The organism is Streptomyces sp. MMG1533, assembly GCF_001279775.1.
Lineage (GTDB): Bacteria > Actinomycetota > Actinomycetes > Streptomycetales > Streptomycetaceae > Streptomyces.
Genome location: NZ_LGDG01000244.1, coordinates 30,377 through 51,807, shown reverse-complemented (window position 1 = coordinate 51,807; position 21,431 = coordinate 30,377). Strand labels below are relative to the sequence as shown.

Sequence of the window (21,431 nt, the reverse complement as noted above, 5' to 3'; positions counted from 1 at the left end):
TTCGGCGCGGGCTGCGCTTCCTTCGCCGACCTCCCGGTCTTTACGGCACCTGGTCACCCGTCGGCCACCGGTCGCGGACAGTTGGTGCAGGACCCCTGACACCCAATCCACATCTCCGAGAATGCCAATTGTGACGGGCTCTCTCACCATCCATCCGCATCGCGGAGTGACAGGGCGTACCCAGGTAAGCCCGGCGCACAATGGGTATCGACACCGGTGTCGTGCAGAGGGGCGTACGGGTGGACGAGCACAGGGCCACGCCGATGACCCGAGGCGCCGCCGCAGCCGAGGCGGACGCCAAGGGGCTGGTCACCGCGTGGAGCGACGCGGCCCGCAGCCTCCTCGGCTTCGAGACCAGGGACGTGCTGGGCCGCCCAGCGACAGATCTGCTGGCCGAACCCCTGCCGCCTGATGCCCTGCACAGCCTCGCCGACTCGGACGGATGGACGGGCACGGTCACGGTCCGGCACCAGGACGGCCACCACGTCGAGGTGCGGCTCGAGGCATACCCGCTGCTGAGCTCGGACAACGCGGTCCGCTGGTTCCTGAGAGCCACCGCGCCGGAGCCGACTGCGCGGCTGCAGAAGTGGGCTTTGGAGCAGTTCCCCGTACCGGTGGCTCTCTTCGACCAGGACGGGATCGTAGTGTCGACCAACTCCGCGATGGAGAGGGTGACAGGCAGCCCCTCCTGGCAACTGCGGGGCCAGCGGGTGGGCGAGTCCGCCGACAGCCTCCGGCGCCTTCCCGGATTCGAGGGTCTCGGTGACGCGGGGCAGCGAGTCCTGCGCACGGGGGAGACCGTGCCGTACGAGGCTTGGCTGCAACCCCACGGGGAGCCCCGCGAACACGCCTGGCTGGTGTCCCTCAGCCCGTTGAAGGACAGTGCCGACCGCGTACGAGGCATGTGTCTGGCGGCCACGGACAGTACGGACCAGCTCCGCGCCCGACGAAGACTGAGCGTCCTGAACGAATCCAGCGTCCGTATCGGCTCCACCCTCGACGTGACCCGCACTGCCGAAGAACTGACCGAGGTGTGCACGGAGCACTTCGCCGATTTCGCCCTCGTGGACCTGCTGGATTCCGCGCTGGCCGGGGACGAGACGGCGCCCCCGCCTCCTACCGCGCCCGTCTTCCGTCGCACCGCCTGCCGCTCCGTGCTTGAGGGCTGCCCCGAGGTGACGATTCCCGTCGGCGCCCTCCACGGCTACCGCGAGGGCTCGCCGCAAGGGCGCGTGCTGACCGACGGCCGTGGCATGTTCCACGCGGTCGACGACGCCGGACGACGCTGGTGGGCCGCGGATTCCCCGGACAGCGTCCGCAGCATCGACGAACACGGCATCCACGCCCTGTTGGTCGTGCCCCTGCGTGCCCGCGGCATCACACTCGGCCTGGCGATCCTCGGCCGCCATCGAACACCCGAGCCTTTCGACGACGACGATTTGCTGCTCGCCAAGGAACTCGCGGCGCGCGCGGCGGTCTGCGTCGACAACGCCCGCCGCTACACGCAGGAACGCGAGACGGCACTCGCCCTCCAGCGCAGCCTGCTCCCGCAGCACACCCCCCGGCAGGCTGCTGTCGAGGTCGCGTCCCGCTACTGGCCCACGAGCTCCCGTGCCGGCCTCGGCGGCGACTGGTTCGACGTCATCCCCCTGTCCGGAGCCCGGGTCGCTCTCGTCGTCGGCGACGTCGTCGGCCACGGGGTGCAGGCGTCCGCCACGATGGGCCGTCTCCGTACCGCCGTACGCACTCTCGCCGACGTCGATCTGGCCCCCGACGAGCTCCTCACACACCTTGACGACATCGTCCTGCGTCTGGACTCCGAGCGGGCACCGGAAGCTGCCGGGGAACCGCAGAGCCCGGGCGAGGTCGGCGCCACCTGTCTCTACGTTGTCTACGACCCCGTCTCACGCCGCTGTACCGCAGCCCGCGCCGGTCACCCCGTCCCGGCCATGGTCACCCCGAATGGGCACGTCTCCTTCCTCGACCTGCCGAGCGGACCACCCCTCGGGCTGGGCGGTCTGCCGTTTGAAACCGCAGATTTCGACCTCCCCGAGGGCAGCGTCCTCGCCCTCTACACCGACGGACTGGTCCACGCCCCCGACCGCGACCTCGACGACGGACTGGCCCTGCTTCGCCGAGCCCTCGGCGGGCCCCGCCGTCCGCTGGAGGACATTTGTGACGGAATCCTGCACAACCTGCCCGACCAACCCACCGACGACGTCGCCCTCCTTGTGGTCCGCACCCGCGCGCTGGAAGCGGGCCGGGTCGCCACGTGGGACGTACCGGCGGACCCCCCGTCCGTCGCCCAGGCCCGTTCGCTGGCATGCAAACAATTGGCCGCCTGGCACCTGGAGGACCTCGGATTCGTCACCGAACTCGTCGTCAGCGAACTCGTCACCAACGCCATCCGGTACGGCGGATCCCCCATCCAGCTCCGCCTGATTCGTGACACCGCGCTCATCTGCGAGGTCTCGGACTCCAGCAGCACCGCCCCTCACATGCGCCGAGCCCGGGTCTTCGACGAGGGAGGCCGCGGTCTGCTACTCGTCGCCCAGCTCACCCAGCGCTGGGGCAGCCGCCCCACCCGCACCGGCAAGACGATCTGGGCTGAACAGGCTCTCCCTACCAGGCCCGCAGACCGTGGCTCGTGAGATGCCCATCCCGGCCGCGACATGCGCGACCGGGCGGCCTGCGCAGACTCGCTCGACCAGCGGCCGCCTGCCGTGAACGGTCAGCCGGGCATCACGGTGGGACACGAAGACTTCCGTGCGGTGCAGTCCTGGACAGCTCCACCCCATCGGGTATCCGCGTGTCCACCACTCGCTGCCGGCCCACGTGCGCGGTCGCCGTACGTCCTTGCGGTCACCGGATTTGTCGATCACGATGACCCCGCCGACGTGCGATGCCGTCGTCGGCTGCAACCCGATTCATACGCCCCCCTGCCCGGCGGTCGCCCCTTGCCGGACCTGCCATGGCCGGCGGAACCCGGCTGATGTTCCAGTGTTGGATTGCGTGGTTCCACGGATGTCGCTTCATAAGGCGATGCACCAGAGTCGAACACGTACTGGGGCCTTGCGGTGCATCCGTCCGCATCCCCTTTGAGCCCGAAAGGCACTGGCACGTGCAGCAATTGATCGGTGCGCATTGGAAAGAGGCTCTTCGCCTGGGGCCTGAGACCCGCGCCCACCACATCTTGTGGCCTGCCTCTTTTCCGGGCACACCCCGTGCCCGTGGCACCGCGGCACGCGCTGGCAGCGCTGTTGTTCGTCACCGCGACGCACCCGGCCATGGCGTGCTTCACGGCGATACAGGTCCTGACGATGTGTGAGGTACTGGGCGGCAGACTGCGAGACGCGCGTGGAGTGGGGCATCGGCTGCTGACTGCCGCGGCCTGGATCCTGTGGGCGTTCACGTTCTGCTGGTTGGTGGGGCTGGCCGCCGGATCGTCTGCGGCGTGGGTCACGTGGGTCGGCTCGGATTGCCAGGTGCGGCCTGTGACGCTGTACACGGTGTGGCTTGCCACGACCACCACCGTCACCGTCATGGCGATCCTGGCTATTCGCTGAGGCCGTCGACGACCTGATCGGCCGGCTCGCCCAGATCATCGAAACCCAGCAGCAGCGGCGCGAACCTTTCCCCGTGGTGCCCCCTGCGGCACCGCCGCCCAGGCTCGCAGCGGCAGCTGGGAAGCGCCGTTGTGCGGGAAATACGCCACCCCTGACTCGGAGTTCTGGGACCGCTGCCCGGTCGCGCCATCACCTGGCAGCTCAGCCCCCGCCCATGCTGGCGATGCGTCCTCGACCAGCAAGTACGCGCCCTCCTCGGCGGCGCCACCGGGGCCATCCGCCCTGAACTCGCCCCGTTCCACGAGGCGTTGACGAGTGCCGACCGCCCGGGCGATGTGACGGACCTTCCGAGCCGGAGCGGAGGCGTAGCCGCTGCGCAGCTCGTCGCCGTGCCTCAATCGATCGAGGCCCTGTTCTCATCGTGCGGGATACCGAGAGATTCCGATGGCGGCTCGGTCACCCTGCACCGCCCCTGATGTGGGTCGGCTGTATGCCTCGCCGGTGGCGAGGACTCTGCCCACGTCATGACGGATGGCTCGGCGGCGGTCCTTCGAACTCGGGGCCGACCTGGTCCGAGCCGAGGTGGCTTCATGGTCCGCGGGGATGAGCGATGCCGTCGGCACCCACCGCAGCCCACGTACGCCGTGGTCGTCAGCAAGTGCGGCAGGACATGGAGTTGACCGCTGCGTCGGGCGATGCCCACACCGCGGTCCGCGTGCCGTTCCGCGTCGTCGTAGCGCTCCAGCAGTGCTTCCGCCCAGGCAAGCCACACCAGCGACTCGCACAGGTCTGTGAGGTTCGGATCGGTGAGTCCGTCCACGAGCCCGGCAGCGGGCGTCGGCGAACCGGCCGGCCGCATCGGTGTCGCCCTCATAGGCCTCCTCCAGCGCCGACAGAGCCAGGACTCCGGCCTCACCGGTCTGGTCGCCGGGGGAGCGGGCGATGGCGAGGGTGCGTGCCATGTCGGCCCGCAGGGCGGACATGCCCAGGGCGAGTCCCAGGAGGACGGCCTGCCCGGAGGGAGGGCCAGGACTGCGGGACAGCTGCCCGCACAGCAGGGCGGCGGACGCCGCTGACTCCGCGTGACCCTTACGGCTGGCCCGGCCGCCTCAGCGCGGCATCATGTTCAGCACGGCCTCCACGATCTTCGCGGCCTCCGCCTTGCAGGTGCCCGCGGGGTGCCGCGGCTCGCTGAGCACCGTCACCACCTCCAGGTTCCCGTCGCGCACCCCCAACCGGCAGCCCGACCCGTCCGACCAGGCGGTCCCCCAGACCGCTTCCTCGCCCGGGCCGGGCCCGGGCGAGGAGTGGGTCGCCTTCGCAAATTCCGCCAGGCTCGCGTGCGCCGCCCGTGTCCCCGCCGACTGTGTCCCTGCTGACTGCGTCACCGCCTGCCCGGGCGACGTAGACGGCGCGGACTTGGGGCTGTGGTACACCGTCCAGGTCACGTATGCGTGCTGCTTCGACTCCCCGTCGCCGTACCAGGTGCAGTCGACCCCCTCATACGTTCCGCCGTCGCTGTGGATGTCGTCCGCCTCCCTGCGTTCGGCCGGGGGCAGCGGGAGCTGGTCCGCCGCCTCCGGGCAGAGGACCGTGTTGACGTACTTGTCCCCCTGGGTGCTCCCGTTGCCGCTGCCGTCCCCGTCGGGCCACAAGAGGTACGCCGCTCCGCCTATCAGGCCCGCCAGCACCACCGCGGACGCCGCCACGAGCGGCTGCGGGATCCGGCGCCGGACCGGATCGTGTGCGGGTGCCGCGGCCAGGTCCGCGGCGGTGGCCACGGCGGTCGGCGCGGCGGCCCCGGGGCCGGTCCCTTGCGGCTCGCCCGGTACGGGCGCCCCGGCCCGCCCGGCCGGCAGGTCCAGCACGGTCCGCTCCGGGGCGCCGAGCACCCGGTCCACCTCGGCCTGCTGCGCCGCGATCATCGTGTGCACGGCGGCAGGCCACGGCCGGCGGCCATCTGCGTCCGCCGGGGCCAAGGCCCCGACCAGTTCGAGGATCCCCTGCGGCGTCGGCCGGGCGGCCGGGTCCTTGGCCAGGCAGGCGGCCACCAGCGCCTGGGACCCCGCTGGTACGGCCGACAGGTCGGGCTCGGCGTGGACCAGGTCGTACAGGGTCTGGAGGGTGCTGCCGGCGGCAAAGGGGCTGCGTCCGGCCGCAGCCAGCACCAGCACCGACCCGAGCGAGAACACGTCGCTCGCCGGGGTCAGTTCCTTCCCTTCGGCCTGTTCGGGCGACATGAAGGCGGGCGAGCCGACGACCACCCCGCTCTGCGTCAGCTCGGCGGCGTCCCCGCCCGCCGCCTGCGCCGCCCTCGCGATGCCGAAATCGATGACGCGTACGCCGTCCTCGGCGAGGAGGACGTTGTCGGGCTTGAGGTCCCGGTGCACCAGCCCGGCCCGGTGGATCTCCACCAGCGCCGTGGCGAGTCCGGCCGCGAGGCGGCGTACGGACTCCTCCGGGAGCGGACCGACCGCGTCGACCACCGCACCGAGCGCGGGGCCGGAGACGAACACCGAGGCCAGCCACGGGGTCTCGGCCTCCGTGTCGGCGGCCGTCATGGCCGCGGTGAAGGCCCCGGACACCTTGCGGGAGGCGGCCACCTCGCGCCGGAACCGGGCCCGGAACTCCTCGTCGGCGGCGAACCGGGCGTGGACTTGTTTGACCGCCACCAGCCGCCCGTCGAGCCCGGCCCCGAGCAGCACCCGGCCCATCCCGCCCCGCCCGATCTCCGCGAGCAGCCGGTACGGCCCGACCCTGATCGGGTCGGTCTGTCTGAGCTCCCTCAACGCTTCCCCATCCGTCATCATTGCCCGTCAGGCGCCGGTCAGTCCCCTGTCAGCGCTTCGGGAGCACCCGCACGGCGGTCCGGGCGGCCTGCTTCGCCAGGGCCTGGCAGCCGTCCTCCCTCCAATAGCGCTGCCCGATCACCTTGACGGACACCCTCAGGTTGCCATCGCGCACTGACAGCGCGCATTTGACGTCCTCCTCCTCCGCGCTCGTGTTCAGCCAGAGGCCCTCGTCCCCGAAGCCGAGCGCAGGCTCGTCCCGGGTCCCGCCGCGGGCCCTGAGCTGTTCGAGCGCGCGGTAGGCCTGCTCGGCGCCCGTCCCTTCGCCCTCGCCGGTGAGGTGGAGATACCAGTGCACGGAGATCTTGGCGGAGCCCTCGGTCCCCACGGGCGGAGTCGTCCACACGCAGAGGTTGTCGGGCCCGGCCCAGGTCCCGCCGCGCCGGTCGATCCCGCCTCCTTCCGAGAGGGCGAACCCGATGGGAACGTCCATCTCGCCCCTGATGTCCGAGCAGTCGAGGGCCCTCGCCTGGAACCGGTCCTCGAGCTCCGACAGGGGTACGGTCCCCAGCCCGAGGGAGTGGTACAGGTCCACGGCGTACGGCCGCCCGGCGGTCAGTCCGAGGGTGCCCGACACGGCAACGGCCGCCGCCGCCGCGGCCGCCGCCGCGGCGAGCGGCCGGCGCCACCGTCCCCGGCGGAGTGGGGCGGCGCCGGGGACAGCCGCGGCCATCGTCGCGGGGGCGGCCGGCAGCCGCGCCGCCAGGGTCTCGGCCTCGGCCCGCTGGGCCGAGGTCAGTGCCGCCAGCGCCCCCGGCCACGGCCGGGCCGTCGGCGCCAGGGCCCCGATCGTGGCGAGCAGCTCCTGCGGGGTCGGCCGCGCGGCCGGGTCCTTGGCCAGGCAGGGTGCGATGATCCCGCGCAGGGACGGCGGTACGGCGGCCAGGTCTGGCTCGTCGTGCAGGATCGCGTACAGCAGCCTCGGTACGGACTCCCCGGCGAAGGGTGGCCGCCCCGTGCAAGCCGCGACGAGGGTGGACCCGAGTGCGAACACGTCGGTGGCCGGGGTGATGTGGCCGCCGCTAGCCTGCTCGGGCGCCATGAAGGCGGGCGAGCCGATGAGCGAGCCGGTGTGGGTGATACGGGTGCCGCCCGCGACGGCGCGGGCGATGCCGAAGTCGATGACCCGTACGCCGTCCTCGGCCAGCAGGACGTTCGAGGGCTTGAGGTCACGGTGGACCAGCCCGGCCCCGTGGATGTCGGCGAGCGCGATCGCCAGCCCGGCGGCCAGCCGCCGTACGGCCTCCTCGGGCAGCGGCCCGATCTCGTCCAGGGCCCCGCTCAGCGTGGGGCCGGGTATGAACATCGAGGCCAGCCAGGGTATTTCGGCCTCCGGGTCCGCGTCCACGACGGGCGCGGTGCAGGCCCCTGAGACCCGGCGCGAGGCCGCGACCTCCCGCCGGAAACGGGCCCGGAAGCCGTCCTCGTCGGCGTACTCGGCATGGATCTGCTTGACGGCGACCAGCCGCCCGTCCGGCCCGGCCCCGAGGAGCACACGGCCCATGCCGCCCTGCCCCAGCTCGGCGAACAGCCGATATGCCCCGGCCGTCTCCGTCTTCTTCCCCGCCGGCTCCAGCATGCGGTCGTGCGTATCCCTCTCCTGGTGGGCCGTGGGGCGGGCGGGCGGAACGTAGCCGGCGTGGAACAGTTCCTGGTGGACGCGGTCGGCCGGGCTCGATGACGGCGACGGCGCCGCTGACGTCGTACCCCACTCCGTACGGGCCGGGGTGCCCGTACGCCTGGCCCCTGGACCTGTTCTCCTGGCCCCTTGGTTTCTCCTCCTGGACACTGGTGGCCGCCCTTTCCGTCACGTCCATCGGTAGAACCCCTGACCGGTCTTGCGGCCCAGCTTGCCGCGAGCGACCTTGTCCCGCAGCAGCCCGGGTGGGGCGAACCGCTCCCCGATCGTGGAGTGCAGGTGCTCGGCGCCGGCCAGCCGTACGTCAAGACCCAACGAGCTGCGCGATGGTCGCCAGGTGCGACCACCTCCTGCCGGGCGCGGGAGCCGCTGGGCGCGGATCCAGATGCGGCCCGTACGTTTCCACCATCCCCTGGCTCCCATCCTCATCAATTGCACATGTCCAATTCCTCGATGTCCGGCGCGATGACGTTCACGGTGGAGCTCGCCGCGGGTCCGGACAGCTGACGACCACCTCCGTCACGGCGCTCAGGGCCGAGCGGGCGAGCCCTCGGCATCGGTCCCGGCGCGGGTGGCCTTGCTCTGCCGGCGCCGGAGCTGCCCGCGCATGAGGAGCATGGAGGCCGTGGTGCCGGTGGCCACCGGGATGAGCGGCCAGAACCGGGGATGGTCGGTGCCGAGGGCGCCGGGGACCAGAGCCAGCGGGAGGATCGTGGCCCACCCGACGATGAAGCCGAGCACAATGTCGAAGACGAAGTTGTCATCAATGCCGCGCAGGCCCGCCATCCGGATGCGTGCCGCCACCGCCAGGGTGATCAGGTAGCCCATGGCCAGGGGGTAGAACGCGAGGAGGGTGTTGCCTCCGAGGCCGCTGTGCCACCCTCGCCACACGTAGTACCCCTCGAGCTCGACGACGTACCCGTGCCACAGGCCGACCCGGGCATGGTCGCCCACGTTCAGCACCCTGTCGCCGCCGCCGCCCTTCACGGACTGCAGCTCGCCGTTCACCCGCAGTTCGAACGTGACCTCGTACCAGACGAACGTCTCTGAGGTGCGGTCCTGGCCTGCGCCGCCGAGCGACTCATTACGATCTTCAGTCACACTCACGACGGTGGCGTCCGCCGGCTCCAGGTTTCCCGAGGAACGGGCGCTGGCGATGGCCATCTCCTCATACGTCCGCCAAGCGAACAGCACGATCACCACCGCCATGGCCAGGCGGAACACGACCAGGACGATACGGGCCCGTGTCGACCGGCCCTTGCGGGCATCCGACATGTTCACCCCCCTGCGTACCTCGCAGCTTCTCTGTCACGGAGATCGTCCCCCCGCAGGCTTGCGATCGAAGCGTTGCGGCCCCAAGTCCCGTAGTGGTCTACGTGGTTTCACGTAGGCCTCAGCAGTGGGTGACCGCGGTAAGCCGCCCGTGGTCCCGATGGCGGTACGAGGGCATTTGCCGGGATCGGCCCACGCGAGGATCCGGCGCATCGCTGCCGACGGCGCCGAGACACACCCCGCCGTAGCCCCAGACCCGTTGACATGTCTGCCGGAACGCGTCTACGGCGTGAGCGACCTGACCGCGGAACAGGCTGAGGCAACCGAGATCGCCCGCCGCGTCCGCGACCACCGGGACAGCTGGCCTGTGCGGTGAACCCTCAGCCCCCGCCTCCGCCCCCGTCAGCCGGGGCAGAGGCGGGGGCTGGGGGCGGCGTACTGGTAGGGGCCGAAATGGCCGAACAGGTAGGCCAGCAGGAGGAAAGCGGCGATCGTGACGACCGTCAGCCACCCCACATACAAGGCCGTGCGGCCGATCGGGCGGCCGCGGCGACACCTGACGTTCCACACGGCCCAGCTGGTGAACGTGCCGATGCCCAGGGCGGCCATGACACAGAGCGCCGCCGCCGTCACCATGTCCAGGCCGCCGGGGATGGCGGGCCAGGTCACGACGCAGCGGCTGTCGGACAGTTCCTCGCCCGCCAGCTGGAAGAGCAGCAGCACGAACAGGTTCACCACAACTGTGCCGGCCCAGCCCAGGCCGGTGAGGAGACGCCGGGTCGCCTCACCACCTCCGTTGAGCCCGGCGACCAGCGCGCAGAACATGAACAGCATCGGCACGGTCAGAGAGACAGCCACAAAGCCGGCAAGGAAGTCGACGTCGTATGTGTGGCCGGTCGGGCGGCCGAGTGGTGCGAATCCGTCCAAGAAGTACCCGGCATACGCCAGCAGCAGCGCGAACTCGACGACGAGCCCCGCCAGGGCGTGGGCAGCCGTGCGGGCTGCGGGGCGATGGGAGAAGGACGCGGGCCACAGGACATCCCCGGAACCGTTGTCCGGGTCGGACCGTCTGTTGTCGGACAGGCGCACTACACCATCCTTGTCTCGTAAGGTCCCGGCGCCCGTCCGGGGTGACGCGGGCGCCGGGGCGACAACCGTTACAGCTGCGGGCCGTGCGCACATCAGGGAGAACACCGAGCCGTCCACGTATCCGCTTGCCGCATCCGTGGTGTCGGCACTCCCGCGATCCGGCGGGCCGATGACGCTCACCGAGCCCTCGCCGGAAGCCTGTGCACGGTCCACTCGGGCCGGTGGGCCGCAAGAACACATGGCAGCCGGCCGGGCATGCCGGTCACCGCACTCCTGCGGGGTTGCGGCATCTGCTGACCCGTGCCTGGTGGCATCCCGACGAGGTACGCGATGACATGCAGGAATACGGTGCGCGCACGGCGGTGCGGAGACGGCCCATACGGCGCCCGCCCCCGCCTGCTACCGCGCCCGTTGCGTCCGCGTCCGGGAGTGGACGGCTGGAGAGCCGGCCCGGCGCGACGAGGCTCACGGTGATGCTCGCCGCGGGTCGGGACGGCTGACCGCCTCCGGCACGGCGCTCAGGGCCGAGCGGGCGAGTCCTCTGCGGTGGTGTCGTTGGCTGCGGCGCGGTTGGCCTCGCTCTGCCGGCGCCGGAGCCGCCTGCGTATGAGGAGCAGTGAGGCCGTGGTACCGGTGGCGACCGGGATGAGCGGCCGGAACCGGGGATGCTCGATGCCGAGGGCGGCGGGGACCAGGCCCAGAGGATCTGCTGCTACAAGCGCCTCGTTCGCTTCACCACGCAGGACACGCTCTCAGCTGTCTTCCTCCGCAAGTGCCTTGATGCCGCGAAGGGTGGCCTCCATCCCAGCGCGCGGTTCCTTCAGCCGGAAGGCGGATCTCTTCCTCACGGTCGTGGCAGCCCGTGACATCTTCTGGACTCCGGCCGAGACGCCTGGCTGTCTCCTCCATGCCCATGCCGTCGATACCGCGGTCGTTGAGGATGGCGACAGCGACTTCCGATACGGGATCACGGCCGTGGACGGGCCGGTCGCGACGGTCGGCAGGGCTGTGAGCGGCCGTTCTGCTCAGTCGGCCATTTCTCGCAGGATCTCGGCGAGGGTCCCCTGCGGGGTGAGCGCGACCTCCAGTTCGCCCGCCAGGTACTGCCGCGCGAACTCCTTGTTCTCACCCACGTACGAGGCGATGATCCTGCGGATCCGCCGGTCGCGCAGAAGGATTCCAAGACCCCAGTCGTCCACGCCGCAGTTGTTGGAGACGATCTCCAGATCGCCCACTCCCGCCTGGTGGAGCGCGGCGATCAGCACACTGGGGATGCCGCAGAGCCCGAATCCGCCGACCGCCAGGCGGGCCCTGTCGCCGATCCCGGCGATTGCTTCGGACGCGGAGGAGACAACCTTGTCAACTACCCCTGCCTTTCACTGTGTCGTGGTTCCCGCGGCGCGGTGGCCCGGCCACCGGCCGGCGCCACCCTGCCTCTCACTTCGCCCAGACCCACGACGGTTCCGGCCGGGCCCGGGGCGGTCGCCGTGATGACCACCTCGTCGCCGTCTTCGAGGAAGGTGCGCCGACCGCCGTCGATCTCCAGCGGTTCCCGGCCGTTCCAGGTGAGTTCGATGAGCGATCCCCGGCTCTGCTCGGTGGGGCCGCTGATCGTTCCCGAGGCGAAGAAGTCCCCTGTTCGCAGGCTCGCGCCGTTGAAGGTCATGTGGGCCAGTTGCTGGGCGGCGGTCCAGTACATGTCCGCGAAGCACGGCTCGCTGATCGTGGTGCCGTTGACGCCGATCTGGAGCCGTACATCCAGCCCCCAGGGTGCCTCACCGCTGTCATCGAGATAGGCGACCGGTCGCGGGGAACGCGGCGGAGGTGCGGTGCGCGCCTCCTGCAGGGCGGCGAGAGGCACGATCCAGGGCGAGACGGAGGTTGCGAACGACTTGCCCAGGAACGGCCCGAGCGGGACGTACTCCCATGCCTGGATGTCGCGTGCGGACCAGTCGTTGACCAGGCAGACACCGAAGACGTGCCGGTCGAAGGCGCTGAGCGGGACCTGCTCGCTCAGGGTGGTGGGCACGCCTACGACGAAGCCGAGTTCGGCCTCGATGTCGAGCCGCAGGCTGGGGCCGACCGTGACGGCGCCTTCCGCGGTGCGCCGCTGGCCCTGGGGACGGGTGATGGTCGTCCCGGAGACGACGACGGTCCCCGCGCGTCCGTGGTATCCGATCGGCATGTGCTTCCAGTTCGCCGTCAGGGGATCGGCGCCGGGCCGGAACATCATCCCCAGGTTCGCGGCATGGTGCTCGGAAGCGTAGAAGTCGACGTAGTCGGCGACCGTGAAGGGCAGCAGCATCGTCGCTTCCGCTGCGGGCAGCAGGAAACCGCGGACGTGCTCACGTTCCCGCTCGTCGTTCTCGTCGCTGAGCCACCTGGTGACGGCGGATCGGACGCGATCCCACGACGAGGGTCCTGCGGCGAGGAACCGGTCCAGCGATCCTGTGGAGAAGAGGTCTTCCTCAGCGGGGGCCAGCGCCGGCCAGGCCGCCGACAGGTCGAGGATGTGGTCCCCGATCGCGACGCCGGTCCGGGGGCGGCCGTCCGATCGCGTGAACGACCCGTAGGGCAGGGTCTGGATGCCGAAGGGGTGGTCTGGTCGCATCGGCACCCAGGACCGTGCGGGTCGCGGTGTGGAGTGAGGTGGCATGTCAGTCCCTTCCCAGCAACCGCAGGGCGCTGAGGTCGGTCAGGGGTTCGTCGATACTGCAGGTTCCGAAAGAGGTGAACCAGGCTCGGGCTGCGGCCCGTTGCTGCGGTGTGCACCTGCGCCCGACGCTCTCCGGGTCCCTGCAGGCCAGTACGGAGGTGATGGTCTCCTCGTCCGCTCCGTCGTGAGCCGCGGCGACGGCGGCCATCACGTTGAGGAAACCGTGGTGCTCGAACCCGGTGCCGGACCCGGTGTGGCGGACGGCGTGGTGCAGACCGGCGGTGAGTTTGAACGGGACACCGAGCCGCAGGGCGCACACGAGTCCCTCGGTGAGCCGTGTCTCGTCGGGGAAGGCATCCGCCCGCGTTCCGCCCGTCCGGAACTTGACACGGAAACCGGTCTGGGCCACAGCCTGCACGGCATGGTGCACACCGGGGCCGAGGGCCACCTCGGCGTAGACGGTCACGGTCCGGGGAACGGCCGCGGCGACCGCCTGGAGCAGTGCCGCCAGTCCACCGGGCGCGCTGCCGGTGACGGGCAGTTCCACCGTACTGAGGCGGACGCGTGGGTGCGCCTGTGCGCGGGCCATGCCGGCGGCAAGGGATTCCGGGCCGTCGACGACGACCAGGGACAGGTCGAGCACGGGCCCCTCACCGTCCAGTTGGCCGATGAGCTCGTCCCAGCGTCGATCGGGGCAGACGAAGGTCCCCACCACCGGCCCGTACCAGGCGGCGCGATGCTCCCAGTGGCGGGCCACCGCCCTGGCCATGGGAGCGTTGCCCGGGGGGAACAGCGCGGCGTCGTCGAAGAATCCGCCGAACTCCTTTACCCACGGCATGCTCAGCCCCTCGGCGCCTGTGCGTGACGGCAGCACGGTCACGATGCGGCCCTTTGCCCGGCCCACGACCAGGCATAGGTCCCGTCGTCGACCGACTGTCCGCCTTCGCCGAGTTCCAGCGGCCGGAAGGTGTCGACCATCACCGCCAGCTCGTCGAAGAACTCCGCGCCCAGGTTGCGCTCGACAGCCCCCGGCTGCGGCCCGTGCGAATGACCGCCGGGGTGAAGAGAGACCGAGCCCTGACCGATACCGGAGCCCTTGCGTGCCTCGTAGTCACCGCCGACGTAGAACATGACCTCGTCGGAGTCCACATTGGCGTGGTAGTACGGGACCGGTACGGCCAAGGGGTGGTAATCCACCTTGCGAGGCACGAAGTTGCAGATGACGAAGTTGTTACCCTCGAACACCTGGTGCGCGGGGGGCGGTTGGTGGATACGCCCGGTGATCGGCTCGTAGTCCGAGATGTTGAAGACGTACGGATACAGGCACCCGTCCCATGCCACCACGTCGAAGGGGTGCCGCGGCAGGACATGCACCGTACCCGCGAGCCCACCGGCACCATGGCCGCGGTGCTTGATGTAGACCTCGACGTCCTGCTCGTCGACCACCCGAGGCGCCGTCGGCACGCGCAGGTCACGCTCACAGTAGGGGGAGTGTTCCAGGAACTGCCCGTAGCGGGACAGGAAGCGCCGGGGCGGAGTGATGTGGCTGTTCGCCTCGATGAAGTACAGCCGCAGCGGTACGTCGCCGCCCGGCACCCATCGGTGGGTGGTGGCCCGGGGGAGGACGACGTAGTCGCCCTGCCCCACGCTCAGGTGACCGAAGACCGTCTCGACGACCCCTGAGCCGGATTCGACATGGACGCACTCGTCGCCGGTGGCGTTCCGGTACAGCGGTGAGGGCCGGCCGACTGCGGCGTAGCCGAGCCGCACATCGGCGTTGCCCAGCACCAGACGCCGCCCGGTCACCGCATCGGTGGTCGTCCAGTCCTGGTCCGGGAACAAGTCGTGGAGCCTGAGGTGACGAGGCTTCAGGGGGTGGTTCGCAACGGTGCGCTGGTCCGGAAGCTCCCAGTTCCGCGCGCTCAGGATGGCCGACGGGATATGGGCGTGGTACAGCAGGGAGGAGTCGGAGGAGAACCCCTCCTCGCCCATCAACTCCTCGTAGTACAGCCCGCCCGTGGGAGTGCGGTGCTGGGTGTGACGCTTGGGCGGGACAGGCCCGACGCTGAGGTAATGAGCCATCTGTCGCTCCTTCGATGATGGTGGCCCGGGCGCAGACGGCTGTCAGAGGTTTCCTCGCCGCTCCTGTTCGCGCTCCAGCGCCTCGAAGAGCGCCTTGAAGTTGCCCTTGCCGAAGCCGAGGGAGCCGTGACGCTCGATGAACTCGAAGAAGACGGTGGGACGGTCCCCGATCGGCTTGGTGAAGATCTGCAGGAGGTAGCCGTCCTCGTCACGGTCGACCAGGATGCCGCGCTTGTGCAGTTCCTCGATGGGGACGCGGACCTCACCGATGCGGGCGCGCAGCTCCGGGTCCTCATAGTAGGAGTCAGGGGTGGCGAGGAACTCGATGCCCTCCTGCCGCAGGCAGTCCACGGTGCGGAGGATGTCGTTCGTCGCCAGGGCCAGGTGCTGCGCCCCCGGTCCCTGGTAGAACTCGAGGTACTCGTCGATCTGCGACTTCTTCTTGGCGACGGCCGGCTCGTTGAGCGGGAACTTCACCCGGTGGTTGCCGTTGGCCACCACCTTCGACATGAGGGCCGAGTAGTCGGTCGCGATGTCGTCGCCGATGAACTCCGCCATGTTCGTGAAGCCCATGACGCGGTTGTAGAAGTCCACCCATTCGTCCATGCGGCCGAGTTCCACGTTGCCCACGACGTGGTCCAGAGCCTGGAACAGGCGCTTCGGCGCGCCCGGACGCTTGACGTACGACGAGGTCAGCTCGACATAGCCGGGCCGGTACACGCCTTCGTAGCGCGAGCGGTCCACCAGGCTGTGCCGGGTCTCGCCATAGGTGGCGATGGCCGCGACGCGAAGCACTCCGTGCTCGTCCGCGATGTCGTGGGGTTCCTCCAGTACCGTCGCACCCTGGCTGCGGGCGTGCTCGATGCAGCGATCCACATCGGGCACCTCCAGAGCGATGTCGATCACGCCGTCACCGTGCTTGCGATGGTGGTCGTGCAGCGGGCTGTCGGGGGCCACGCCACCCTTGACGACGAACCGGACGGAGCCGCTCCTGAGGACGTAGGAGTGGTGATCGCGATTGCCGTGCTCGGGGCCGGAGTAGGCCACAAGCTCCATTCCCAGGGCGGACTGGAAGAAGTGCGCCGTCTGCTTCGCGTTGCCGGCCACCCACTCGACGGCATCCCATCCGGTCACCGGAAAGGGGTCTGTGGTGTCGTCGTAGGAGACCAGGCCGACCAGCTGCTTCAGCTCGTCGAGGCCGAGGTCGGCCAGTCGTTCCTGGTCGGTGAGGGTGTGCTCGAGGCTCATGGTTCTCTCCGCTGGCTCGATGTCGCCGGGCGACACGGGGTTGGCATGCGGGAGTATGAGCGGGCGGCCCCGCAACTGCGCAACTTACCCAGCATTCGCTAGTCGATCTGCTAAGTCAGCCTGGCAGCATGGAGCTTCTGCTATACGTTGTGCCTACTTACGGCGCTTGAACCTGGCCCTGGCGAAAGGTAGCTGCATGAGCGGCCTCGACGAACTGGACGTTGCTCTGCTGAACGCCCTCCAGGGCCACCCCCGCGCGGGGCACCTGGAGCTGTCCAGACTGACCGGCGTAGCGCGAGCGACGGTCCAGTCCCGAATCGAGAAGATGGAATCCGCCGGCGTGATCACCGGATACGGGCCCGACATCGATCTGCATGCCGCGGGCTACACCGTCCAAGCCTTCGTGACGCTTGAGATCGCACAGGGCGCGCTGCACGAGGTCCGCGACGTACTCGAGCGCCATCCAGCCGTGCTGGACGCCTTCGCGACCACCGGAACCGGCGATGTGCTCTGTCGCATGGCCGCCCGGAACCAGGAGGAACTGCAGGAGGCTCTCCTGGAAGTCACCCGTTCCCCGCACATCGCACGCTCGACCAGCGTCGTGGTCCTCTCCACGGTGGTGGAGCCCCGTACGCTGCCGCTGTTGGCGACGCACGCGCGGGGCGGCGGCAGGGCGCCGGCGTACCGCGACGGGAAGAGCAGTCGGCGGCAAGGCTGACAGCCCGTTCTCTACTCGGTGCAGGCCGCGGCGACGAGCCGCAGCACTGGGTAGATGTGCAGACGGGGCGGCCCCAGCAGAACGGCTGTGCAGCGAGGACCTCCACTCCCAACTTCCCCTGCAGTCGAGGTCTTCATGCTACGAGGGGAGGGACACCCCGACGAACTGTTCATCCATCAGATCCTTCAGATCCTTGGCGGGCTGGAAGCATGCCTGACCTGCGGCTTGACATCGGGTGGGTGGCCCTTTGCCCGGAGCCAGGTGTCGAGGGCGAGGGCGACGATGTCGCCGTGGGGAAGGTCGGTGTAGGCGTTGTAGCGGCGGCGTGAAATGTCTCGCCAGGGGCAAGGACCCCAGGACCGTGACCGCGGGCCAGCCGGAGCAGGGCAAGCCGATCACCATCGACGCCGAGGCCGATGCCGACCAGGTCCTTCAGACCATGGAAGAGCACAGGATCCGTCGGCTGCCGGTGATCGACGACCATCGCCTCGTCGGCATGATCAGCGAGGCTGACCTCGCACGTCACCTGCCCGAGGACGAGGTGGGCCATTTCGTCGAGGTCATCTGCGCGGCCCCTTGACCGACCCGTTGTCCCTCGGCCTGCGGCCCTTGAGACCGGACGTGTCATGCCGTCATGCCGAGTCGGTCGCGGCCGACGCCAAACTTGCGCATCTTCGTCGAGAGCATTGGTTCAGGAGGGCATGATGGCACGTCTCAGCGAGCGGGTGGCTCTCGTCACCGGTGGAGCCAGAGGGATCGGCGCCGCTGTGGCGCGTCTGTTCGCGGCCGAGGGCGCGGCCGTGGCAGTCGCCGACGTCCTCGACGCCGAGGGGGAGAAACTGGCGGCGGAGCTCGGTGGCCCGGCCCGCTACGCGCACCTGGACGTCAGCACCGAGGACGGCTGGCAGACGGTGGTCGCGGAGACTGAGCAGGAACTCGGCCCGGTCTCGGTGCTGGTCAACAATGCCGGGATTCTTGAGTGGGGGACCATCGAGGAGCAGAGCCTCGAATCCTTCCGGAGGGTCATCGACGTCAACGTCCAGGGCGCCTGGCTGTGCATGCGGACGGCTGCACCATCACTTCGCCGCGCCGGCGGAGGCGTGATCGTGAACATCTCCTCGATCGCCGGCATTACTGGCTACGCCGGCATCGGAGCGTATGTGACCAGCAAGTGGGCACTGCGCGGGCTGACCAAGGCCGCGGCTCTGGAACTGGCCCCGGACGGGATCCGTGTCTGCTCCGTCCATCCCGGTGCGGTGCGCACCGCGATGACGGCCGACTTCGACGACTCGTTCACGGCCGGACAACCCCTCCCTCGATTTGGTGAACCCGAGGAGGTCGCCCGCATCGTCCTCTTCATCGCCACCGACGCCACCTTCTCGACCGGCGTGGAGTTCGTCCTGGACGGCGGTGTCACCGCCGGCCCGCCCACCGTCCTGACTCCCGCCGACTGACCCTGGGAGGCCAACGACATGCCGTGCGTGAAGTGACGGCACTCGGTTCGAGTCGGGCTCTGGGGTCGGCGGTGCCGAGTTCCTGTGGTAGCACCGATACCGAGCTGCGACGCTGAGGACATGAACGAGCACTGGCCCGGGGCCGGGCGACGTCCGTTCGGTGTGGCGGCCGCCGCCCTGGCCCTGTACGGCGTCTTCCTGCGGCCGCGGGTGCTGACCTGGGGCACGACACCCGACGAAGCCGACCGCGACCTCCCCGGCGATGGCCTCATCCCTGATGCCGACGGCACCTCGACCATGGCCACGACCCTGCCGGCGCCGCCCGAAGAGGTCTGGCCCTGGCTGGCACAGATGGGCTGCAACCGCGGCGGCTGGTACAGCTGGGACCGCCTGGACAATGGCGGGCGCCCAAGCGCCGAACGCATCGTTCCGGAGTGGCAGCTCCTGGAGCAGGACCAGCACCTGGACTCCCTGCCGAGCGGCGATGCCTGGTTCACCGTCGCGGTCCTGGAACCGGAGCGGACCCTGGTGCTGCGCTCGCAGACAAAACTCCCCTCGGGACGCCCCTTCGACGTGCGGTACGAGCCGCTGCCCAAGGCGTACATCGACTCGATCTGGGGTTTCCACCTCCGGCCGGAGCCTGGCGGAAGGACTCGGCTGATCGTCCGCGCGAGGGGTCGCAGCCGCCCACGGCCCCTCACCCGGACCATGGACATCCTGTTCTGGGAACCCGCTCACCTGATCATGCAAACCCGCCAGTTCCACAACCTTCGCACGCGCGTCAGTGTGACGGCATGAATCCGGGGAGGATGCCGTGGTACCGCGACCGAGGACCGACCTCGTGCGGATCCGCATGGAACAAGGCGATAGGCGCGCCGTCCTCTGCGCCGGGGTTCATACGGCGGGGGGCCCAGACTGGTTCGTTTCCTTACGAGCGCCGGGTGGGTGCATGCGGGACGGCGATCGCCTGTTTGTACACGCGGTGCGCCCACACCTGCAGGCCGAGGCTGGCCTCCACGAACTCGCGGGCGGCATCAACCCCCTCAGTGGCATGCTCCTTGAGCCTCATGGCGCGTCTGTGACGCTCTTCCACCTGCTCACGGATGATTCCGCAGAGCGCCCCGGTCAGTTCGTCCGCGGAGCCGGCCTCGAGGGCACGCTCAGCAGCCGGGATCACCGGCCCGACATCGAGCCCGGCCGGCTTCAGTCCTGTGAAGGGAGCCCCTTCTCCGGAGCGGTGTACGCGGACGACCGTCTCGAAGAACCAGCGGTCGGCCACTTCCTGGGCCTCCCGGCCGTGCGTACGCGCCCTGGCCGTGAGACTGAACGCCTCACGGACCTCTGGTTCCCCTTCTTCAGGTACGTAGGGCAGGACCTGGTCGACATCCCTTCCTTCCAGGGCTTTGCGCGCGGCCGTGACGACGGGACCGTCGAGAGAATCACAGTGCGGTGGCATCCCCGATCACCTCCCTTTGCGGCTCACCTCCATCATCGACCCGCCAGGCGCGAGCGTGAGAGGCACGACCGCAATCGGGTGGCGAAGGCTGAGGGCCGCCGTAGCAGCTCTCGCTCGCCATGGTGAGCGGCCGGCCGTTCCCGCCCACCGGGCCGCCCGCCCATCACTCCTCGCGCGGGAGGCGCAGGATGGGGGTGCGGTGTCTCATGCCTGCAGCCGTTGCAGCCGCGCCCTCGGACGCCGGGACCGAGGTTGCGGCCCGGACCACGCCGCCGGAGTCTGGAAGTGTCCCGCAGACGTGGCATGGACTGGCTGATTCCTCACCGATCGAGAGGAGGCAGGCCGCTATGACCAGCATCGCCCACCGCATAGCCACCCTCTTCCGGACGAAGGCGAACAAGGCCCTGGACAAGGCCGAAGACCCGCGGGAGGTACTGGACTACTCCTATGCCCAGCAGCAGGAAATGCTGCAGAAGGTACGACGTGGTGTGGCGGACGTGGCCACCAGCCGCAAGCGCATCGACCTGCAGATCAACCAGTTGCGCCAGTCCAGCGGCAAGCTGGAGGGACAGGCCCAACAGGCGCTCGGAGCCGGACGCGAGGATCTCGCCCGCGAAGCCCTGAGCAGGCGCACCGCCGTGGCCTCCCAGCTCACGGACCTCCAGATCCAGCAGGCAACGCTGCAGGCCGAGGAGGAGAAACTCACCCTGGCCTCCCAGCGCCTCCAGACGAAGGTGGACACCTTCCGCACCAGCAAGGAGACCATCAAGGCCCGCTATACCGCGGCCGAGGCCCAGACCCGCATCACCGAGGCCGTCACCGGTATCGGAGAGGAGATGGGTGATGTCGGCATGGCTATGCAGCGTGCCGAGGACAAGACCGAGCAACTGCAGGCCCGCGCCGGTGCGTTGGACGAACTGCTCGCCTCCGGTGCCCTGGAGGACGCCACCCTTCCCGCCGGCCGCGACGACATCCAGGCCGAACTCGAACGCGTCACTGCGGGCCAGGACGTGGACAAGGAGCTGGCCCGGATGAAAGCCCAGCTCCCCGCGTCCGCGACCCCACCGGCCGTAGAAGGCAAGAGCGCCGAGCAGGGCCCGCCGGATCAGGAGGCCACATCATGATCATGCGGATTCTCGGCGAGGGCCAGTACGAGATCACCGACGAACACCTCGGCCGGCTCAACGAGCTGGACGCCGCTCTGCAGTCGGCAGCCGACGCCGACGACGAGACGGCGTTCACCACCGCCCTGTCGGCCCTCTTGGACGCGGTACGCAGCTATGGCACGCCCCTGCCGACCGAGACGATCACACCGTCCGACCTGGTCCTGCCCGACGAGGACACCAGCCTCACACAGGTGCGGGAGCTGCTCTCCGACGAGGGCCTTATCCCGGGGTGACGG

General features: G+C 69.8%; 18 protein-coding genes and 4 pseudogenes. 10 read left to right on the top strand and 12 right to left on the bottom strand.

Annotated features, from left to right (window positions below; translation table 11 throughout):
- Positions 1-239 precede the first annotated feature (239 nt).
- The 3 genes from ADK57_RS33395 (at position 240) to ADK57_RS50180 (ending at position 4,642) form a co-directional block, all read left to right on the top strand.
- Entirely contained in the window at positions 240-2,651 is a 2,412-nt protein-coding gene (locus ADK57_RS33395) for an ATP-binding SpoIIE family protein phosphatase (RefSeq protein WP_324612233.1), read from the top strand.
- A 579-nt stretch (positions 2,652-3,230) separates the two neighbouring features.
- Positions 3,231-3,566 (top strand): hypothetical protein, encoded by a 336-nt coding sequence (locus ADK57_RS33390; protein WP_053753389.1) that lies wholly within the window; start codon positions 3,231-3,233, stop codon positions 3,564-3,566.
- 806 nt (positions 3,567-4,372) lie between these two features.
- On the top strand, positions 4,373-4,642 hold the full coding sequence (locus ADK57_RS50180; protein ID WP_159050194.1) for a hypothetical protein: 270 nt from the start codon (positions 4,373-4,375) through the stop codon (positions 4,640-4,642).
- 33 nt (positions 4,643-4,675) lie between these two features.
- On the opposite strand, the gene ADK57_RS33385 is transcribed toward ADK57_RS50180, so the two are convergent.
- The 6 genes and pseudogenes from ADK57_RS33385 to ADK57_RS33370 all read right to left on the bottom strand — a co-directional run bounded on the left by ADK57_RS33385 (position 4,676) and on the right by ADK57_RS33370 (position 10,415).
- Entirely contained in the window at positions 4,676-6,355 is a 1,680-nt protein-coding gene (locus tag ADK57_RS33385) for a serine/threonine-protein kinase (protein ID WP_053753388.1), read from the bottom strand.
- A 49-nt stretch (positions 6,356-6,404) separates the two neighbouring features.
- Positions 6,405-7,994 (bottom strand): serine/threonine-protein kinase, encoded by a 1,590-nt coding sequence (locus ADK57_RS33380; protein ID WP_078973479.1) that lies wholly within the window; start codon positions 7,992-7,994, stop codon positions 6,405-6,407.
- Positions 7,995-8,222: 228 nt separating this feature from the next.
- Positions 8,223-8,369, bottom strand: a pseudogene (locus ADK57_RS48095) (3-hydroxyacyl-CoA dehydrogenase family protein); the annotation flags it as partial.
- Between the two features lie 213 nt (positions 8,370-8,582).
- On the bottom strand, positions 8,583-9,329 hold the full coding sequence (locus tag ADK57_RS33375; RefSeq protein ID WP_159050193.1) for a hypothetical protein: 747 nt from the start codon (positions 9,327-9,329) through the stop codon (positions 8,583-8,585).
- 33 nt (positions 9,330-9,362) lie between these two features.
- Positions 9,363-9,593, bottom strand: a pseudogene (locus tag ADK57_RS51585) (hypothetical protein); the annotation flags it as partial.
- A 135-nt stretch (positions 9,594-9,728) separates the two neighbouring features.
- Positions 9,729-10,415, bottom strand: coding sequence for a hypothetical protein (locus ADK57_RS33370; RefSeq protein ID WP_053753386.1), 687 nt, complete (start codon positions 10,413-10,415; stop codon positions 9,729-9,731).
- Between the two features lie 191 nt (positions 10,416-10,606).
- Between ADK57_RS33370 and ADK57_RS52625 the strand changes: the two are divergent.
- Positions 10,607-10,768, top strand: a pseudogene (locus ADK57_RS52625) (IS701 family transposase); the annotation flags it as partial.
- A gap of 687 nt (positions 10,769-11,455) precedes the next feature.
- Here the strand turns inward: ADK57_RS52625 and ADK57_RS33360 are convergent.
- From ADK57_RS33360 to hppD, 5 genes and pseudogenes are all read right to left on the bottom strand, one after another.
- A pseudogene (locus tag ADK57_RS33360) lies at positions 11,456-11,779 on the bottom strand (CoA-transferase); the annotation flags it as partial.
- Positions 11,779-13,071 (bottom strand): fumarylacetoacetase, encoded by a 1,293-nt coding sequence (fahA, locus tag ADK57_RS33355; RefSeq protein ID WP_053753384.1) that lies wholly within the window; start codon positions 13,069-13,071, stop codon positions 11,779-11,781. The gene fahA and the pseudogene ADK57_RS33360, both read right to left, overlap by 1 nt.
- Before the next feature lies 1 nt (position 13,072).
- The gene (locus ADK57_RS33350; RefSeq protein WP_063786050.1) at positions 13,073-13,909 is read right to left on the bottom strand and encodes a hypothetical protein; all 837 of its coding nucleotides are present in this window, start codon (positions 13,907-13,909) and stop codon (positions 13,073-13,075) included.
- A gap of 38 nt (positions 13,910-13,947) precedes the next feature.
- The gene (locus ADK57_RS33345; RefSeq protein WP_053753382.1) at positions 13,948-15,153 is read right to left on the bottom strand and encodes a homogentisate 1,2-dioxygenase; all 1,206 of its coding nucleotides are present in this window, start codon (positions 15,151-15,153) and stop codon (positions 13,948-13,950) included.
- A 42-nt stretch (positions 15,154-15,195) separates the two neighbouring features.
- Positions 15,196-16,401, bottom strand: coding sequence for a 4-hydroxyphenylpyruvate dioxygenase (gene hppD / locus ADK57_RS33340; RefSeq protein ID WP_053753381.1), 1,206 nt, complete (start codon positions 16,399-16,401; stop codon positions 15,196-15,198).
- 196 nt (positions 16,402-16,597) lie between these two features.
- Here hppD and ADK57_RS33335 point away from each other — a divergent pair, with 196 nt between their 5' ends.
- From ADK57_RS33335 to ADK57_RS33320, 4 genes are all read left to right on the top strand, one after another.
- Positions 16,598-17,119, top strand: a complete 522-nt coding sequence (locus tag ADK57_RS33335) for an Lrp/AsnC family transcriptional regulator (RefSeq protein WP_053753380.1) — start codon at positions 16,598-16,600, stop codon at positions 17,117-17,119.
- Positions 17,120-17,480: 361 nt separating this feature from the next.
- Positions 17,481-17,699 carry a CBS domain-containing protein gene (locus tag ADK57_RS51580; RefSeq protein ID WP_234390487.1) on the top strand — a complete coding sequence of 73 codons (219 nt, stop codon included), beginning with the start codon at positions 17,481-17,483 and terminating at the stop codon, positions 17,697-17,699.
- Positions 17,700-17,823: 124 nt separating this feature from the next.
- The gene (locus ADK57_RS33325) at positions 17,824-18,573 is read left to right on the top strand and encodes an SDR family NAD(P)-dependent oxidoreductase (RefSeq protein WP_053753379.1); all 750 of its coding nucleotides are present in this window, start codon (positions 17,824-17,826) and stop codon (positions 18,571-18,573) included.
- A 120-nt stretch (positions 18,574-18,693) separates the two neighbouring features.
- Positions 18,694-19,371 carry a hypothetical protein gene (locus ADK57_RS33320; protein WP_053753378.1) on the top strand — a complete coding sequence of 226 codons (678 nt, stop codon included), beginning with the start codon at positions 18,694-18,696 and terminating at the stop codon, positions 19,369-19,371.
- 130 nt (positions 19,372-19,501) lie between these two features.
- Here ADK57_RS33320 and ADK57_RS33315 read toward each other — a convergent pair whose 3' ends face one another.
- The gene (locus ADK57_RS33315) at positions 19,502-20,029 is read right to left on the bottom strand and encodes a DUF6448 family protein (protein ID WP_053753377.1); all 528 of its coding nucleotides are present in this window, start codon (positions 20,027-20,029) and stop codon (positions 19,502-19,504) included.
- Positions 20,030-20,376: 347 nt separating this feature from the next.
- Here ADK57_RS33315 and ADK57_RS33310 point away from each other — a divergent pair, with 347 nt between their 5' ends.
- Both ADK57_RS33310 and pspAA read left to right on the top strand, forming a co-directional pair.
- Positions 20,377-21,153 (top strand): PspA/IM30 family protein, encoded by a 777-nt coding sequence (locus tag ADK57_RS33310; RefSeq protein WP_053753376.1) that lies wholly within the window; start codon positions 20,377-20,379, stop codon positions 21,151-21,153.
- Complete coding sequence (pspAA, locus tag ADK57_RS33305) at positions 21,150-21,428, top strand: PspA-associated protein PspAA (RefSeq protein WP_053753375.1); 279 nt, start codon at positions 21,150-21,152, stop codon at positions 21,426-21,428. The genes ADK57_RS33310 and pspAA overlap by 4 nt, the downstream gene beginning before the upstream one ends.
- The last annotated feature ends 3 nt before the right edge of the window (positions 21,429-21,431 follow it).

Bases quoted from the DNA above. Each gene is read 5' to 3' on its own strand.
- ADK57_RS33380 (WP_078973479.1), bottom strand. From the start codon at position 7,994: ATGCTGGAGCCGGCGGGGAAGAAGACGGAGACGGCCGGGGCATATCGG.
- ADK57_RS33375 (WP_159050193.1), bottom strand. From the start codon at position 9,329: ATGTCGGATGCCCGCAAGGGCCGGTCGACACGGGCCCGTATCGTCCTG.
- fahA (WP_053753384.1), bottom strand. From the start codon at position 13,071: ATGCCACCTCACTCCACACCGCGACCCGCACGGTCCTGGGTGCCGATG.
- ADK57_RS33350 (WP_063786050.1), bottom strand. From the start codon at position 13,909: ATGCCGTGGGTAAAGGAGTTCGGCGGATTCTTCGACGACGCCGCGCTG.
- ADK57_RS33345 (WP_053753382.1), bottom strand. From the start codon at position 15,153: ATGGCTCATTACCTCAGCGTCGGGCCTGTCCCGCCCAAGCGTCACACC.
- hppD (WP_053753381.1), bottom strand. From the start codon at position 16,401: ATGAGCCTCGAGCACACCCTCACCGACCAGGAACGACTGGCCGACCTC.
- ADK57_RS33335 (WP_053753380.1), top strand. From the start codon at position 16,598: ATGAGCGGCCTCGACGAACTGGACGTTGCTCTGCTGAACGCCCTCCAG.
- ADK57_RS33325 (WP_053753379.1), top strand. From the start codon at position 17,824: ATGGCACGTCTCAGCGAGCGGGTGGCTCTCGTCACCGGTGGAGCCAGA.
- ADK57_RS33320 (WP_053753378.1), top strand. From the start codon at position 18,694: ATGAACGAGCACTGGCCCGGGGCCGGGCGACGTCCGTTCGGTGTGGCG.
- ADK57_RS33315 (WP_053753377.1), bottom strand. From the start codon at position 20,029: ATGCCACCGCACTGTGATTCTCTCGACGGTCCCGTCGTCACGGCCGCG.
- ADK57_RS33310 (WP_053753376.1), top strand. From the start codon at position 20,377: ATGACCAGCATCGCCCACCGCATAGCCACCCTCTTCCGGACGAAGGCG.
- pspAA (WP_053753375.1), top strand. From the start codon at position 21,150: ATGATCATGCGGATTCTCGGCGAGGGCCAGTACGAGATCACCGACGAA.